We start from the raw sequence: 17195 nt of genomic DNA on the forward strand, positions 1-17195 counted from the left end.
TTCTGGTCTAATAGTTCCTTTATCCTGTTTGGAATTTTATTAGTTTTGTTGGGTGGGAGAGCTAGTACCTATCTCTGGCTAAAAGAAATAAGGGTTTTCCCTACTCCTAGTCTTTGTAGTTAGAGAAGATTAGGATTTTGCTATACAGGAAAATTAAATAAGGGGCAAAGGTTTTCCCTACTCCGTACTCTCTTTTTATTAAGTTGATTTTAGTCAATGCCTACTTCTCGCTTGTTAACACTAATTTTAGGTTTTAGTTTAATCTTATTGTTGATAATTTGGCTGGTTGGTTCTTTATCATGGTTGTACAGTCAAATCTTATGGTCAGCTCCTCCACTTGTGGCCAATTTATTACTACTGTTGTTAATTATGCTCATGGGAATTGTCCTTTTTACTCTTGTCTATTATCTGAGACTATACACAATTGGCAAAAATAAAAGGCAACGATCATCAAAAATTACTATTCCTGTTGTTAAGTCTGAGGCGGTTTCCGAATCTCTGAAGGCGGTTAGGCAGCAAATAATTCAAATACAAGATGAAGTAGCTAGACAAGCATTGTTGAACCGTTCTCAAAAAATAGAATATATTGCAGCACAAGGTAATATAAAAGTTGTAGTTTTTGGTACGGGTTCAGCTGGTAAAACTTCTGTGGTTAATGCTCTAATGGGACGAATGGTGGGAAGGGCGGAAGCACCAATAGGATCGACAAAAGTAGAAGAAACCTATTGTTTAAAGTTATCGGCTTTGGAAAGGGAAATTTTGATTACTGATACACCAGGTATTTTAGAGGCAGGGGTGGCAGGTAGGGAAAGGGGTCAACTGGCAAAAGTTTTGGCGACGGAAGCTAATCTTTTGTTGTTTGTGGTTGATAATGATCTACAACAGTCGGAATATATGGCTTTGAAAAGTTTGGCGGCTATTGGTAAGCGATCGCTTGTAGTGTTTAACAAAACTGATCTTTATACGACTGAAGATCACGAAGCAATTTTAGTTCGCTTGAGGGAAAGGTTAGTTGGGGTTATAAGTAAAATGGATATTGTGGCGATCGCTGCTTGTCCTAATTCTGTGCGACTGGAAACAGGGGAAGTATATCAACCGGAACCGGATATTATAGCTTTAATTGAACGTTTAGCTGCAGTTTTACGACTTGAGGGGGAAGATTTAATTGCTGATAATATTTTGCTACAGTCTCAACTTTTGGGGGAGGAAGCAAGGAGTTTAATTGATAGTCAAAGAAGAAAACGAGGGGAAAGGGTTGTCGAAAAGTTTCAGTGGATAGGAGCGGGTGTGATAGCAGCTACGCCTGTACCAGTTATAGATGTGTTGGCAACTGCGGCTGTTAATGCTCAAATGGTAATAGAAATTGGCAAGGTTTATGGTTGTGAATTAAATCTGAAAAGAGGGCAAGAATTGGCAATGTCTTTGGCAAAAACTCTTGCTAGTTTGGGTATTGTTGAAGGGGTAATAAAATTGATTTCTATGGCTTTACAATTAAATGTAGCTACTTTTATTCTTGGTAAGGCTATTCAAGGAGTAACTGCAGCTTATTTAACTAGAATTGCTGGTCAAAGTTTTATTGAATATTTTAGTCAGAATCAAGATTGGGGAGATGGTGGGATTACAGAGGCTGTAAAAAAACAGTTTCAATTGACCAAAAAAGATGAGTTTGTTAAGTTATTTATTCAGGATGCAATCACTAAGTTTGTTGAACCTTTGACTAATATTTATTCTTCTGATGAAAAAGTTGAAACTGAGTCAGAAGCTGAAATAAATTATTATTCTCAGTCTGATAAAAAAGTATATGATTATGATGATTGGAAAACAGAAAGTCGGAATAAAAAAGAAGATTGGTGATTTTAATAAGGAAGTAGAAAAAAAAGGATTTTTGAAAGGGATATACGGATAATATAATACTACCCATTTAGGTCAGGATATTCGTAAATTCTGAAGTTTAGTCAGGGATTACTTTTAACTTTTGAATGCATGACTTTGACTTCCAGGTAGGACTATGTTCTATGTATTGTCAGCTATTTACGGTTAAGTATATACAATCTAAATTCCGAATACTAGCAAAATCAAAGGAGGGATAACTTTTCAAGTAGAAGAGGATATAAAATAATTTGTCTTCAACAGTGCGTAAACGAGCCAAAATGCCTCCTCGAAAAGAGTGTTGACGAGATTTGTCTCTCAATTAAGCAACCGTTGCTTTTGTTCCAACCTCCTATTGTTGTTGGTGGTGGTGACATAGGTGGCGCAATAGCTGGATTTTCTGTTCCTGTACCTCCTTAACTCAACTCTGTGATAAAACTGTGATGGAACCGGAAGTGAAGGCGGTGAAATACTTACTGAATCTCAAGGGTAAGGAGCTGATGTCCATCTGCAGCAATTGGGGGCATCACTCAGCAAATACTCTTGGGTGATATTTGGAAGTACGACGAACCTAACGGTTTATTTGAATGCTTTTTAGATGATGAATGTTTCCTTCCCTTTGAAGGAACGGTACATTATCAAGCTGGCGATTAGAGTTAAGAGGAAAGCGCGGCAGCTACTCAATGGTTTCAAGCTGCTTGTCACTCTGTGAGCTAATTAAGTGTTGTGCATCTATGGTTGAATAAAAAGTCATATATATGGGCGAGGTAACCCTTATAACTTTCATAGTATCAGAATTTTAGTGAGGATGCAACTGAATAACTACCCTATTTTTTTGAGCTTAATGTAATGACAATAGAAATAAAAATTATAGAAATAAAAATTTTGGTGGTTTTCTGTTAAGGAAGAAATGAAGAATGGATAGAAAAATCTCAGTACATTAAGCTGATTTGAGGTTGAATAAAAAGTCATGTATATGGGCGAAGTAACCCTTATAGCTTTTATAGTATCAGAATTTTAGTGAGGATGCAACTAAATAACTACCCTATTTTTTTTGAGCTTAATGTAATGACAATAGAAATAAAAATTATAGGGATAAAAATTATAGGGATAAAAATTTTGGTGGTTTTCTGTTAAGGAAGAAATGAAGAATGGATAGAAAAATCTCAGTACATTAAGCTAATTTGAGGTTGAATAAAAAGTCATATATATGGGCAAGTTGACCCTTATAAATTTCATAGTATCAGAATTTTAGTGAGGATGCAACTGAATAACTACCCTATTTTTTTAAGCTTAATGTAATGACAATAGAAATAAAAATTATAGAGATAAAAATTTTGGTGGTTTTCTGTTAAGGAAGAAATGAAGAATGGATAGAAAAATCTCAGTACATTAAGCTGATTTGAGGTTGAATAAAAAGTCATGTATATGGGCGAGTTGACCCTTATAAATTTCATAGTATCAGAATTTTAGTGAGGATGCAACTGAATAACTACCCTATTTTTTTGAGCTTAATGTAATGACAATAGAAATAAAAATTATAGAAATAAAAATTTTGGTGGTTTTCTGTTAAGGAAGAAATGAAGAATGGATAGAAAAATCTCAGTACATTAAGCTGATTTGAGGTTGAATAAAAAGTCATGTATATGGGCGAAGTAACCCTTATATATTTCATAGTATCAGAATTTTAGTGGGGATGCAACTGAATAACGACGCTATTTTTTTTGAGCTTCATAAAATAAAAACTAAGGGTCAGGATGGATGGAAATATTTGATGGGAAAGCCTGATTCTAATCTTATATATGATGAATATTAATAAGGAAAAGGAATAATCTTGGCTTCAATTCCTATACCTATAAAACGATTAATAGTTGTCTGCCCATCTTCTACCCAAAATTCACGACCGAATTGTACTAGCTGTTGTCGTTGATCATCAAATATTAATGTTCCAACTGCTACCTTTGCTTTTTCCTCATCTCCAGAAGATTGTTCTTTCAAAATAGCTTGAATTTGTTCAAACAAAGAATTATCTTCAGGAATCTTATCTACTGACAGTTCCAAGATAATTATTTGTCTTTGTTTTGCAGAACTATTTTCAGTTTTTGATAATTCAGTTTTTCTAAGATTTCTTTGAGTCTCTAATTGCTCTACTGGTTTTTCTGCTTTTCCAATATCTTGATATTTTTTTATCTCTTCATCTCTTGACTCATTTTGATAATTATCTAATTCTGTCACTGGTTTTTCCTCTTGTTTAACTGCATCTGCCATTACCTTTTCTATTGTTTCTGCACTCTCTACTAATAATTGACTTTCGTCATCTTTATTATCAACTTTTCCTTTCAAAACTAAAAGAGAATTTTCTGTTAGTAATTCTTTAATTTCTTGATATACTTTTGGAAAAACTACGGCATCTAGTTGCCCGGTCATATCTTCTACTTGAATAAATGCCATAGGGTCGCCTTTTTTTGTAACATGAGGTTTAATTCCAGCTAACATTACTACTAATTTTATTTTGGAATTAGATTTTTTTTCTTTCATTTGAGCGATAGAAATAGCATCTTGAATTTGATTTTGTTCTTGTGCATATTTAAGGGGATGATCAGATACATAAAATCCTAGAATTTCTTTTTCATATTCCAATTTTTCTTTGGCTGGAAAATCTGAAACTGGGGAAGATTTAGGAACAGAATCAAAAGCTGAATTTTTTGCTCCAGGGATATGATTATCAAATAAACTTAATTGTCCTATATTGCGGTCTTTATTTCGATCTTGTGCCCATTTCATTACACCTTCTAAGTCTTTAATTAATTGGTGACGGTTTGCTTCAATTTTATCGAAGGCTCCACATTTTATTAAAGATTCTAAAGTACGACTATTAAGGGCATTAAGATTAACGCGGTCACATAAATCTGCTAAAGACTTAAATTCTCCTCCTTCTTTTCTGGCTTTTAAAATTGCTTCTATTGCTCCTTCTCCTACATTTTTTACAGCGGATAATCCTACTAAAATTTTATCTTTTATTTCTTTTGTGGCTACTTTTGGCAAAGGAGTAAAGTCTACTTCTGACTGATTAATATTTGGTGGTTCGACTTCGATATTAAATTTCTGACAATTAGCAAGATATTTTTGTACTTTATCTTGGTCGCCACTATTTGCGGTTAGTAAAGCTGCCATATATTCGAGTGAATAATTAGCTTTTAAATAAGCAGTTTGATAAGCTACATAAGCGTAAGCTGTGGAATGAGATTTATTAAAACAGTTGGAAGCAATTAACCCGTTTGCTAATACAAAATTATGGTCTTTAGTTACACCAATGTCATAAACATTTTCTGTTTTGGCAAGTTTGCGAGAGACAATTTTTACCACGAGAATAACTCCTTTGTTAGACAAAAATAGAATAGGTTTTAGGTTTTAGGTTTGAGGTTTTAGGTTTTAAGTTTTAGGTGTCAATTTTTTGAGGTTTTAGGTTTTAGGTTTTAGGTTTTAGGTTTTAAGTTTTAGGTGTCAATTTTTTGAGGTTTTAGGTTTTAGTTTTTAGGTTTTAAGTTTTAGGTTTTAAGTTTTAGGTTTTTAAGTTTTAGGTGTCAATTTTTTTTTGTGTTAATTTTCTGAGGTTTTAGGTGGTAGGTTTTAGACGTCAATTTTTTGAGGTTTTAGGTGGCAGGTTTTAGGTTTTAGGTTTTAAGTTTGAGGTGTCAATTTTTTGAGGTGTTAATTTTTTGAGGCGTCAATTTTTTGAGGTTTTAGGTGGTAGGTTTTAGACGTCAATTTTTTGAGGTTTTAGGTTGCAGGTTTTAGGTTTTAGGTTTTAAGTTTGAGGTGTTAATTTTTTGAGGTGTTAATTTTTTGAGGCGTCAATTTTTTGAGGTTTTAGGTGACAGGTTTTAGGTGTTAATTTTTTGAGGTTTTAGGTTGCAGGTTTTAGGTGTTAGGTGTCAATTTTTTGAGGTGTTAATTTTTTGAGGTGTTAATTTTTTGAGGTTTGAGGTTTTAGGTTTTAGGTTTGAGGTTTTAGGTGGTAGGTTTTAGGTTGCAGGTTTTAGGTTGCAGGTGTTAGGTGTTAAGTTTGAGGTTTAAAATTAACAAATTCATAACAGCCTACTACTAACTATCTTAGCCTTCGGTTTGGATACAAAAGCCTGTTAGATAAAATATTATAACATAAGGGCAAATTGTTATATAACGAGGAAATTCCAAAGTTTACTTCTCTTTTTTTGACTTTTTTAGATAACCCTACCTCTTGGGAAAGCTTTTTCAATTATTGAAACTTTTTATGTTTATTTATCTACTTTTTATCTGGTCTATGCTTCTCAATATAGTGGTCTTTTTCTTTTTTTGAACTGTTAATTCAAGGAATGGTTTTTCATTTAATAAAGGTTATTTTATTCTATGGCGTCTAGCGATCGCTTGATCAATTTTTCTTTTCATGACCTCTACTGACTATTTACTTAACTATTGCGCTTGAGTTTTTATATTTTAGATAAAGTGGGTGGGGTAGCGATCGCTTGATCAATTTTTCTTTTCATGACCTCTACTGGCTATTAACTTAACTATTGCGTTTGAGTTTTTAGATTTTAGATAAAGTGGGTGGGGTAGCGATCGCTTGATCAATTTTTCTTTTCATGACCTCTACTGGCTATTAACTTAACTATTGCGTTTGAGTTTTTAGATTTTAGATAAAGTGGGTGGGGTAGCGATCGCTTGATTAATTTTTCTTTTCATGACTTCTACTGGCTATTAACTTAACTATTGCGTTTGAGTTTTTAGATTTTAGATAAAGTGGGTGAGATAGCGATCGCTTGATAAATTTTTCTTTTCATGACTTCTACTGGCTATTAACTTAACTATTGCGTTTGAGTTTTTAGATTTTAGATAAAGTGGGTGAGATAGCGATCGCTTGATCAATTTTTCTTTTCATGACCTCTACTGACTATTTACTTAACTATTGCGCTTGAGTTTTTATATTTTAGATAAAGTGGGTGGGGTAGCGATCGCTTGATCAATTTTTCTTTTCATGACCTCTACTGACTATTTACTTAACTATTGCGTTTGAGTTTTTAGATTTTAGATAAAGTAGGTGAGGTAGCGATCGCTTGATTAATTTTTCTTTTCATGACTTCTACTGGCTATTAACTTAACTATTGCGTTTGAGTTTTTAGATTTTAGATAAAGTGGGTGAGGTAGCGATCGCTTGATTAATTTTTCTTTTCATGACCTCTACTGACTATTTACTTAACTATTGCGTTTGAGTTTTTAGATTTTAGATAAAGTGGGTGAGGTAGCGATCGCTTGATCAATTTTTCTTTTCATGACTTCTACTGGCTATTAACTTAACTATTGCGTTTGAGTTTTTAGATTTTAGATAAAGTGGGTGAGGTAGCGATCGCTTGATCAATTTCTCTTTTCATGACCTCTACTGACTATTTACTTAACTATTGCGTTTGAGTTTTTAGATTTTAGATAAAGTGGGTGAGATAGCGATCGCTTGATTAATTTTTCTTTTGATGACCTCTACTGACTATTTACTTAACTATTGCGTTTGAGTTTTTAGATTTTAGATAAAGTGGGTGAGGTAGCGATCGCTTGATTAATTTTTCTTTTGATGACCTCTACTGACTATTTACTTAACTATTGCGTTTGAGTTTTTAGATTTTAGATAAAGTAGGTGAGATAGCGATCGCTTGATCAATTTTTCTTTTCATGACTTCTACTGGCTATTAACTTAACTATTGCGTTTGAGTTTTTAGATTTTAGATAAAGTAGGTGAGGTAGCGATCGCTTGATCAATTTTTCTTTTCATGACTTCTACTGGCTATTTACTTAACTATTGCGTTTGAGTTTTTAGATTTTAGATAAAGTAGGTGAGATAGCGATCGCTTGATCAATTTTTCTTTTCATGACTTCTACTGGCTATTAACTTAACTATTGCGTTTGAGTTTTTAGATTTTAGATAAAGTGGGTGAGGTAGCGATCGCTTGATCAATTTCTCTTTTCATGACCTCTACTGACTATTAACTTAACTATTGCGTTTGAGTTTTTAGATTTTAGATAAAGTGGGTGGGGTAGCGATCGCTTCACTTGAAGAGAAAAATATGTTCAACTACCTAATTCCCAAACTCCCAAATTCCCAAACTTTCCCAGTTCCGAAATTTCCCACTCCCAAACTCCCAAACTCCCAAACTCCTAATTCCCAAATTTCCCAATTCCCGAGTTTCCAAACTTCCAGCAAGGCTGCTAATATATATAGTTAAATCCAAACCCAAATCCAAGTTATTTCAATGGCCGAGTTCTCTAAAGACGATAATTCATACTATCCCGGGGAGCCAGACCCTCTATTCCCAGAAACTAACTATCATCCTGGCACTGACCTAGACCCTGAAATTGCAGACCCCATCATACAATGTGCCTGGGGTGAGGTTCGTGACCAATTGGCGGACTTTATCTTAGCCCCCGAATTAGAGGCCCATATGGAGATGGCTTTTGGTGAAACGGTGGACTCGGATATGGCTAAAAATGAGATTCAGGACATTTTGACTGGGGAAAATTTGCCTGATATTCAAGTGTTGCCTGCGGCTGATATGGATCCGGTGGTGGGTGGTTTTGATTCTTTGACTGGTACTATTTATTTGGCTGATTCTTTATGGCTTGATACTTGTGGGGCTGAAGATGGGGTTTTGGAGGATGTCCTGTTGGAGGAGTTGGGGCATTTTTTGGATTCCCAGTTGTCTGAGTCGGACTCCCCTGGAGATGAGGGTGAGTTATGGGCAGGTTTGGTGAAGGGAGAGGAGTTGACGGAGTCGGAGGTTTTGCGGCTTCGGGCTCAGGATGATAGGGTTGAGATTTGGGTATGGGGTATTTTGGTTGAGGTTGAGGCTACTCAGGAGGTTTATTTTGAGAGGGTTGGTGATTTTCCGGTGGGAGACGAACCTAAGTCAGTAGCAGTAGAAGATTTTAATGGAGATGGCATTCCTGATCTGGCTGTGGCGAACTACAGTTCAGACAACGTATCAGTGTTATCAGGAAAAGGTGACGGTACTTTTGGTTCACCTACTAATTTCCTGGTAGGAGATTCTCCTAGTTCAGTAGCAGTAGAAGATTTTAATGGAGATGGCATTCCTGATCTGGCTGTGGCGAACTACAGTTCAGACAACGTATCAGTGTTACCAGGAAAAGGTGACGGTAGTTTTGGTTCAACTACTAATTTTCCGGTGGGAAGCTTACCTAGGTCAGTAACAGTAGAAGATTTTAATGGAGATGGCATTTCTGATCTGGCTGTGGCAAACAGCTTTTCAGATAACGTATCAGTGTTATCAGGAAAAGGTGACGGTACTTTTGGTTCAACTACTAATTTTCGGGTGGGAAACTCACCTAAGTCAGTAACAGTAGAAGATTTTAATGGAGATGGCATTTCTGATCTGGCTGTGGCGAACACATATTCAGACAACGTATCAGTGTTATTAGGAAAAGGTGACGGTACTTTTGGTTCAACTACTAATTTTCCGGTGGGAGACGATCCTTTATCAGTAGCAGTAGAAGATTTTAATGGAGATGGCATTCCTGATCTGGCTGTGGCGAACTACAGTTCATACAACTTATTAGTCTTATTCGGAAAAGGTGACGGTAGTTTTGGTTTACCTACTAATTTTCAGGTGGGGGATGGGCCATACTCAGTAGCAGCAAGAGATTTTAATGCAGATGGCATTCCTGATCTAGCTGTGGCAAACTATTGGGATGAAAACGTATCAGTGTTATTCGGAAAGGGTGACGGTAGTTTTGGTTCCGCTATTAATTTTCAGGTGGGGGATGGGCCGTACTCAGTAGCAGTAGAAGATTTTAATGCAGATGGCATTCCTGATCTAGCTGTGGCCAACTATTGGGATGACAACGTATCCATCCTCATCAACACCCCCATAAACATCACCATATCCCCTTTAAGCACTACCAGTCTAGAACCAGGAAAGAGCTATACTCTTGAGTGGACAGACAACTTTAGGGATGAAGTAAAGCTGGAACTATACAAAGACAATTTTTTACAAGCAACAATTTCTAGTTCTACCCCCAGCGATGGCAGTTTCTCTTGGACGGTGCCGACATCTTTAACCAGCGGTAGTAATTACAATATTAAGATGACTAAGGTCAACGATAGTAGCATTTACGACTACAGCAACAACTTCACCATCGAACCCAATAAAGAGGTAAACATCACCTTCCCTTCAAATTTTACCAGTCTTCAAACTGGGCAAAGCTACGATATCCAGTGGACAGACAACATAGATGAAAACGTTAAGCTAGAATTATATAAAGGAGGTTCTTTCAACAGTACCATCTCCAGTTCCACGGAAAGCGACGGCAGTTACTCTTGGGCAGTTCCCACATCCGTGACCACTGGCAGCGACTATCAAGTAAAAATTACTAGCATCAGCGACAGTAGTCTTTCCGACTTCAGTAACAGCAATTTTACTATTAAGCCAGAAGACTTCATCACAGTTAGTTCCCCCGACGGTGGCAATACCTTAGAACTTGGAAAAACCTATAGGATAAATTGGAGCGATAATATAGATGAAAATGTCAAGCTAGAATTGTACAAAGCAGGTTCTTTCTTCGGTACCATCTCCAGTTCCACCGCAAGCAACGGCAGTTACTCTTGGGCAGTTCCCACATCCCTAACCAGTGGCAGCGACTATCAAGTAAAAATTACTAGCGTCAGCGACAGTAGTATTTCTGACTTGAGTAACAGCAACTTCACTATTAAGCCAGAAGACTTCATCACAGTTAGTTCCCCCGACGGTGGCAATACCTTAGAACCTGGAAAAACCTATACGATAAATTGGAGCGATAATATAGATGAAAATGTCAAACTAGAATTGTACAAAGCAGGTTCTTTCTTCGGTACCATCTCCAGTTCCACCGCAAGCAACGGCAGTTACTCTTGGGCAGTTCCCACATCCCTAAGCACTGGCAGCGACTATCAAGTAAAAATTACTAGCATCAGCGACAGTAGTATTTCTGACTTGAGTAACAGCAACTTCACTATTAAGCCAGAAGACTTCATCACAGTTAGTTCCCCCGACGGTGGCAATACCTTAGAACTTGGAAAAACCTATACGATAAATTGGAGCGATAATATAGATGAAAATGTCAAGCTAGAATTGTACAAAGCAGGTTCTTTCTTCGGTACCATCTCCAGTTCCACCGCAAGCAACGGCAGCTACTCTTGGGCAGTTCCCACATCCCTAACCAGTGGCAGCGACTATCAAGTAAAAATTACTAGCGTCAGCGACAGTAGTATTTCTGACTTGAGTAACAGCAACTTCACTATTAAGCCAGAAGACTTCATCACAGTTAGTTCCCCCGACGGTGGCAATACCTTAGAACTTGGAAAAACCTATACGATAAATTGGAGCGATAATATAGATGAAAATGTCAAGCTAGAATTGTACAAAGCAGGTTCTTTCTTCGGTACCATCTCCAGTTCCACCGCAAGCAACGGCAGCTACTCTTGGGCAGTTCCCACATCCGTGACCAGTGGCAGCGACTATCAAGTAAAAATTACCAGCATCAGCGACAGTAGTATTTCTGACTTGAGTAACAGCAACTTTACTATTAAGCCAGAAGACTTCATCACAGTTAGTTCCCCCGACGGTGGCAATACCTTAGAACCTGGAAAAACCTATACGATAAATTGGAGCGATAATATAGATGAAAATGTCAAACTAGAATTGTACAAGGCAGGTTCTTTCTTCGGTAATATCTCCAGTTCCACCGCAAGCAACGGCAGCTACTCTTGGGCAGTTCCCACATCCCTAAGCACTGGTAACGACTATCAAGTAAAAATTACCAGCATCAGCGACAGTAGTCTTTCCGACTTCAGTAACAGCAATTTTACTATTAAGCCAGAAGACTTCATCACAGTTAGTTCCCCCGACGGTGGCAATACCTTAGAACCTGGAAAAACCTATACGATAAATTGGAGGGATAATATAGATGAAAATGTCAAACTAGAGTTGTACAAAGCAGGTTCTTTCTTCGGTAATATCTCCAGTTCCACCGCAAGCAACGGCAGTTACTCTTGGGCAGTTCCCACATCCCTAACCAGTGGCAGCGACTATCAAGTAAAAATTACCAGCATCAGCGACAGTAGTCTTTCCGACTTGAGTAACAGCAATTTTACTATTAAGCCAGAAGACTTCATCACAGTTAGTTCCCCCGACGGAGGCAATACTTTAAAACGAGGAAAAAACTATAGGATAACTTGGAGGGATAATATAGATGAAAATGTCAAGGTAGAGTTGTACAAAGCAGGTTTTTTATTCGGCACCATCTCCAGTTCCACGGAAAGCGACGGCAGTTACTCTTGGGCAGTTCCCACATCCCTAAGCACTGGTAACGACTATCAGGTAAAAGTTACCAGCATCAGCGACGGTAGTCTTTCCGACTTCAGTAACAGCAATTTTACTATTAAACCAGAAGACTTAGCTAAAATTTCCATCGGAGACACGAAAATTACTGAAGGCAATACAAATAAAGCGGCTAAATTCAAGGTCACCCTAGACAACCCCACGACGGAAACAGTTAAAGTCAACTACACCACAGCCAACCAAACCGCCAAAGTCAACCAAGACTACAAACTGACCAAAGGCACCCTCACCTTCCGACCTGGAGAAACGAACAAGACTATAACAGTTCCGATATTGGGAGATAAGCGGGATGAAGCGGAGGAAAAATTTAATCTCAACCTCAGCCGCCCCCGAAATGCAAAACTTAAAGATGCCCAAGCCATCGGAACTATTGTTGATAACGACCAACCTCCGCAAATATCTATTGGGGATGCGAAGGTGACTGAGGGAAATAAGGGTAAGAAAAATATGGAGTTTGAAGTGAAGTTAAACGACCCCAGCGGTAAAACGGTGAAGGTGAGTTATGGAACTGTTGAGGGCAGCGCGAAGTCTGGAAAAGATTATCAAAAAACAAGTGGGGTACTGACGTTCAAGCCTGGGCAGAGGAAAAAGATTTTGAATGTTCCCATATTGGGAGATACTCGCGATGAGAAGAATGAGAATTTTCAGGTCAAACTCAGCGGTGCGAAAAATGCTAAGTTGTCAGATAAAAATGCAGTGGGTGTTATTCGGGATAATGATGAAACGGTTCCGCAAATATCTATTGGGGATGCGAAGGTGACTGAGGGAAATAAGGGTAAGAAAAATATGGAGTTTGAGGTGGAGTTGAATAAGGGGAGTAGTAAAACAGTGAAGGTGAGTTATGGAACTGTTGACGGCAGCGCGAAGTCTGGAAAAGATTATCAAAAGACAAGTGGGGTACTGACGTTCAAGCCTGGGCAGAGGAAAAAGATTTTGAATGTTCCGATATTGGGAGATACTCGCGAGGAGAAGAATGAGAATTTTCAGGTCAAACTCAGCGGTGCGAAAAATGCTAAGTTGTCAGATAAAAATGCAGTGGGTGTTATTCGGGATAATGATGAAACGGTTCCGCAAATATCTATTGGGGATGCGAAAGTGACTGAGGGAAATAAGGGTAAGAAAAATATGGAGTTTGAGGTGGAGTTGAATAAGGGGAGTAGTAAAACAGTGAAGGTGAGTTATGGAACTGTTGAGGGCAGCGCGAAGTCTGGAAAAGATTATCAAAAAACAAGTGGGGTACTGACATTCAAGCCTGGGCAGAGGAAAAAGATTTTGAATGTTCCGATATTGGGAGATACTCGCGATGAGAAGAATGAGCAGTTTCAGGTCAAACTCAGCGGTGCGAAAAATGCTAAGTTGTCAGATAAAAATGCAGTGGGTGTTATTCGGGATAATGATGAAACGGTTCCGCAAATATCTATTGGGGATGCGAAGGTGACTGAGGGAAATAAGGGTAAGAAAAATATGGAGTTTGAGGTGGAGTTGAATAAGGGGAGTAGTAAAACAGTGAAGGTGAGTTATGGAACTGTTGACGGCAGCGCGAAGTCTGGAAAAGATTATCAAAAAACAAGTGGGGTACTGACATTCAAGCCTGGGCAGAGGAAAAAGATTTTGAATGTTCCGATATTGGGAGATACTCGCGATGAGAAGAATGAGAATTTTCAGGTCAAACTCAGCGGTGCGAAAAATGCTAAGTTGTCAGATAAAAATGCAGTGGGTGTTATTCGGGATAATGATGAAATAATTGGAAAAACTCCCCAAATATCTATCAAGGATACAAAAATTACGGAAGGAAAGAAAGGTGAGAAAGATATGAAATTTGAAGTCAAGTTAGACAAAAGTAGTAGTCAAATAGTGAGAGTTAATTATGAGACTGTTGACGGCAGCGCGAAAGCAGGAAAAGATTATGAGAAGAAAAAGGGAGTCTTAAAATTCCAACCGGGAGAGACGAAAAAGACTGTAAATATTTCTATTTTGGGAGATACTGTTGATGAAAAGAATGAGAATTTTCGAATCAAACTTAGCGGTGCGAAAAATGCTAATTTGTCAGATAAAAATGCAATAGGTATGATTCGAAATAACCAGGTGCCAGAGAGTTTCAAAGATGCTGTAGATTTAGGAATTCTTTCTTCAGAACAAACTGTAGTGGTTGATGATATTGGGTTTGCAACTGGACCTGTAAATCGTAATACGGAAGATTATTTCTGTTTTAAGGTAGAAAAAGAAGGTTTAGTGAGTATTTTTGTGGATGGTTTTATTCAGGATCTAGGAATTAAATTGTATGGTGATGATGAGAGTTTACTTAACCAGTCAAACGAGAAAGGTAATACAACTAAAGAAAAGATTAATACTATTTTAGATCCTGGTGTTTATTATTTAAAAGTTTTCCCATTGGGAGTGGCTGCAACTGAATATAAGTTAAGGGTTAATATTGTTGATTCGTAATCAAATTTTTCAGTCATTAATTATCAGTAAATATTCTAATTGGATATCTCCAAAATCAGAGTTAATATTGATGTTAATATTATCGAAAAATTTGTTTAAAGCTATATAATAATGACTTAAATTTGAGAATATTTAATAACCACCCGAAAGAAATAAAAATATTTATTGGTTTTACTGAGCCGGCTGTTTCAAAAATTCAGATAAGGTCTTCAAGTTTTAGCCGAAAATACAAAATGGAAATAGCTGAAGGAGAAAAATGATTAATTACAGCAAAAGGCGATAGAAAAAAAATTAAAATTCGAGTGACTCAGGCATTAGAATATCTCAATAACTATCCGAAAGAAATAAAAATATTTATTGGTTTTACTGAGCCGGCTGTTTCAAAAATTCAGATAAGGTCTTCAAGTTTTAGCCGAAAATACAAAATGGAAATAGCTGAAGGAGAAAAATGATTAATTACAGCAAAAGGCGATAGAAAAAAAATTAAAATTCGAGTGACTCAGGCATTAGAATATCTCAATAACTATCCGAAAGAAATAAAAATATTTATTAGTGTTACTGAGCCGGCTGTTTCAAAAATTCAGATAAAGTCTTCAAGTTTTAGCCGAAAATACAAAATGGAAATAGCTGAAGGAGAAAAATGATTAATTACAGCAAAAGGCGATAGAAAAAAAATTAAAATTCGAGTGACTCAGGCATTAGAATATCTCAATAACTATCCGAAAGAAATAAAAATATTTATTAGTGTTACTGAGCCGGCTGTTTCAAAAATTCAGATAAGGTCTTCAAGTTTTAGCCGAAAATACAAAATGGAAATAGCTGAAGGAGAAAAATGATTAATTACAGCAAAAGGCGATAGAAAAAAAATTAAAATTCGAGTGACTCAGGCATTAAAATATCTCAATAACTATCCGAAAGAAATAAAAATATTTATTAGTGTTACTGAGCCGGCTGTTTCAAAAATTCAGATAAAGTCTTCAAGTTTTAGCCGAAAATACAAAATGGAAATAGCTGAAGGAGAAAAATGATTAATTACAGCAAAAGGCGATAGAAAAAAAATTAAAATTCGAGTGACTCAGGCATTAGAATATCTCAATAACTATCCGAAAGAAATAAAAATATTTATTAGTGTTACTGAGCCGGCTGTTTCAAAAATTCAGATAAAGTCTTCAAGTTTTAGCCGAAAATACAAAATGGAAATAGCTGAAGGAGAAAAATGATTAATTACAGCAAAAGGCGATAGAAAAAAAATTAAAATTCGAGTGACTCAGGCATTAGAATATCTCAATAACTATCCGAAAGAAATAAAAATATTTATTAGTGTTACTGAGCCGGCTGTTTCAAAAATTCAGATAAAGTCTTCAAGTTTTAGCCGAAAATACAAAATGGAAATAGCTGAAGGAGAAAAATGATTAATTACAGCAAAAGGCGATAGAAAAAAAATTAAAATTCGAGTGACTCAGGCATTAAAATATCTCAATAACTATCCGAAAAAAATAAAAATATTTATTAGTGTTACTGAGCCGGCTGTTTCAAAAATTCAGATAAAGTCTTCAAGTTTTAGCCGAAAATACAAAATGGAAATAGCTGAAGGAGAAAAATGATTAATTACAGCAAAAGGCGATAGAAAAAAAATTAAAATTCGAGTGACTCAGGCATTAAAATATCTCAATAACTATCCGAAAGAAATAAAAATATTTATTGGTGTTACTGAGCCGGCTGTTTCAAAAATTCAGATAAAGTCTTCAAGTTTTAGCCGAAAATACAAAATGGAAATAGCTGAAGGAGAAAAATGATTAATTACAGCAAAAGGCGATAGAAAAAAAATTAAAATTCGAGTGACTCAGGCATTAGAATATCTCAATAACTATCCGAAAGAAATAAAAATATTTATTGGTTTTACTGAGCCGGCTGTTTCAAAAATTCAGATAAAGTCTTCAAGTTTTAGCCGAAAATACAAAATGGAAATAGCTGAAGGAGAAAAATGATTAATTACAGCAAAAGGCGATAGAAAAAAAATTAAAATCCGAGTCGGAAATAATATTAAATTTATACTATTTAGGTTATATTTTGACGTTCATTTACTCATTTTTTTGGGAAATTTTGGCAAATATAATTTACTAATATCTACGCCATAAATGCGTGCTTTTATATTTTTTTTGCTCCTATTAATAATGATATTTTATATATTATTAGTATTTTTATTTTATCTATCATTTTTTATCAAATTTTTCAATAATTTTTTGATTAAAAACTAACAACAAAAAACAGTAAATTAATTTTTTTGTGTGTAGCGATCGCTATAATATAGCACCATATAAATACTAATATATACGCCATAAATATGTGATTTTATATTTTTTTGCTCCTATAAATAATTTAGTTTATATATATAAAATTTATTTTTTTTGATGTTATTTTTTAGTAAATTAGCCAATAAATTTTTGAGTAAAAACTAACAGA

General features: G+C 36.0%; 12 protein-coding genes. 11 read left to right on the plus strand and 1 reads right to left on the minus strand.

Going from position 1 to position 17195, the window contains the following annotated elements; translation table 11 throughout:
* Positions 1-216 precede the first annotated feature (216 nt).
* Entirely contained in the window at positions 217-1854 is a 1638-nt protein-coding gene (locus tag TERY_RS08965) for a DUF697 domain-containing protein (RefSeq protein WP_011611532.1), read from the plus strand.
* Between the two features lie 1827 nt (positions 1855-3681).
* On the opposite strand, the gene TERY_RS08970 is transcribed toward TERY_RS08965, so the two are convergent.
* Complete coding sequence (locus TERY_RS08970) at positions 3682-5235, minus strand: trans-splicing intein-formed DNA polymerase III subunit alpha C-terminal partner DnaE-C (RefSeq protein WP_011611533.1); 1554 nt, start codon at positions 5233-5235, stop codon at positions 3682-3684.
* Positions 5236-8147: 2912 nt separating this feature from the next.
* Here TERY_RS08970 and TERY_RS36610 point away from each other — a divergent pair.
* The 10 genes from TERY_RS36610 to TERY_RS34900 all read left to right on the plus strand — a co-directional run bounded on the left by TERY_RS36610 (position 8148) and on the right by TERY_RS34900 (position 16720).
* Entirely contained in the window at positions 8148-14732 is a 6585-nt protein-coding gene (locus TERY_RS36610) for a Calx-beta domain-containing protein (protein WP_011611534.1), read from the plus strand.
* A 302-nt stretch (positions 14733-15034) separates the two neighbouring features.
* Positions 15035-15184 (plus strand): hypothetical protein, encoded by a 150-nt coding sequence (locus TERY_RS34860; RefSeq protein WP_196797252.1) that lies wholly within the window; start codon positions 15035-15037, stop codon positions 15182-15184.
* Positions 15185-15226: 42 nt separating this feature from the next.
* Positions 15227-15376: a hypothetical protein gene (locus tag TERY_RS34865; RefSeq protein ID WP_196797253.1), complete on the plus strand. Its 150-nt coding sequence runs from the start codon at positions 15227-15229 to the stop codon at positions 15374-15376.
* 42 nt (positions 15377-15418) lie between these two features.
* Positions 15419-15568, plus strand: coding sequence for a hypothetical protein (locus TERY_RS34870; protein ID WP_196797254.1), 150 nt, complete (start codon positions 15419-15421; stop codon positions 15566-15568).
* Between the two features lie 42 nt (positions 15569-15610).
* Complete coding sequence (locus TERY_RS34875; protein WP_196797255.1) at positions 15611-15760, plus strand: hypothetical protein; 150 nt, start codon at positions 15611-15613, stop codon at positions 15758-15760.
* A 42-nt stretch (positions 15761-15802) separates the two neighbouring features.
* Positions 15803-15952, plus strand: coding sequence for a hypothetical protein (locus TERY_RS34880; RefSeq protein WP_196797253.1), 150 nt, complete (start codon positions 15803-15805; stop codon positions 15950-15952).
* A gap of 42 nt (positions 15953-15994) precedes the next feature.
* Positions 15995-16144 (plus strand): hypothetical protein, encoded by a 150-nt coding sequence (locus TERY_RS34885; protein WP_196797253.1) that lies wholly within the window; start codon positions 15995-15997, stop codon positions 16142-16144.
* A gap of 42 nt (positions 16145-16186) precedes the next feature.
* Positions 16187-16336, plus strand: a complete 150-nt coding sequence (locus TERY_RS34890) for a hypothetical protein (protein WP_196797256.1) — start codon at positions 16187-16189, stop codon at positions 16334-16336.
* Positions 16337-16378: 42 nt separating this feature from the next.
* On the plus strand, positions 16379-16528 hold the full coding sequence (locus TERY_RS34895) for a hypothetical protein (RefSeq protein WP_196797257.1): 150 nt from the start codon (positions 16379-16381) through the stop codon (positions 16526-16528).
* Positions 16529-16570: 42 nt separating this feature from the next.
* Complete coding sequence (locus tag TERY_RS34900) at positions 16571-16720, plus strand: hypothetical protein (RefSeq protein WP_196797258.1); 150 nt, start codon at positions 16571-16573, stop codon at positions 16718-16720.
* The last annotated feature ends 475 nt before the right edge of the window (positions 16721-17195 follow it).

It is taken from the genome of Trichodesmium erythraeum IMS101 (assembly GCF_000014265.1).
Lineage (GTDB): Bacteria > Cyanobacteriota > Cyanobacteriia > Cyanobacteriales > Microcoleaceae > Trichodesmium > Trichodesmium erythraeum.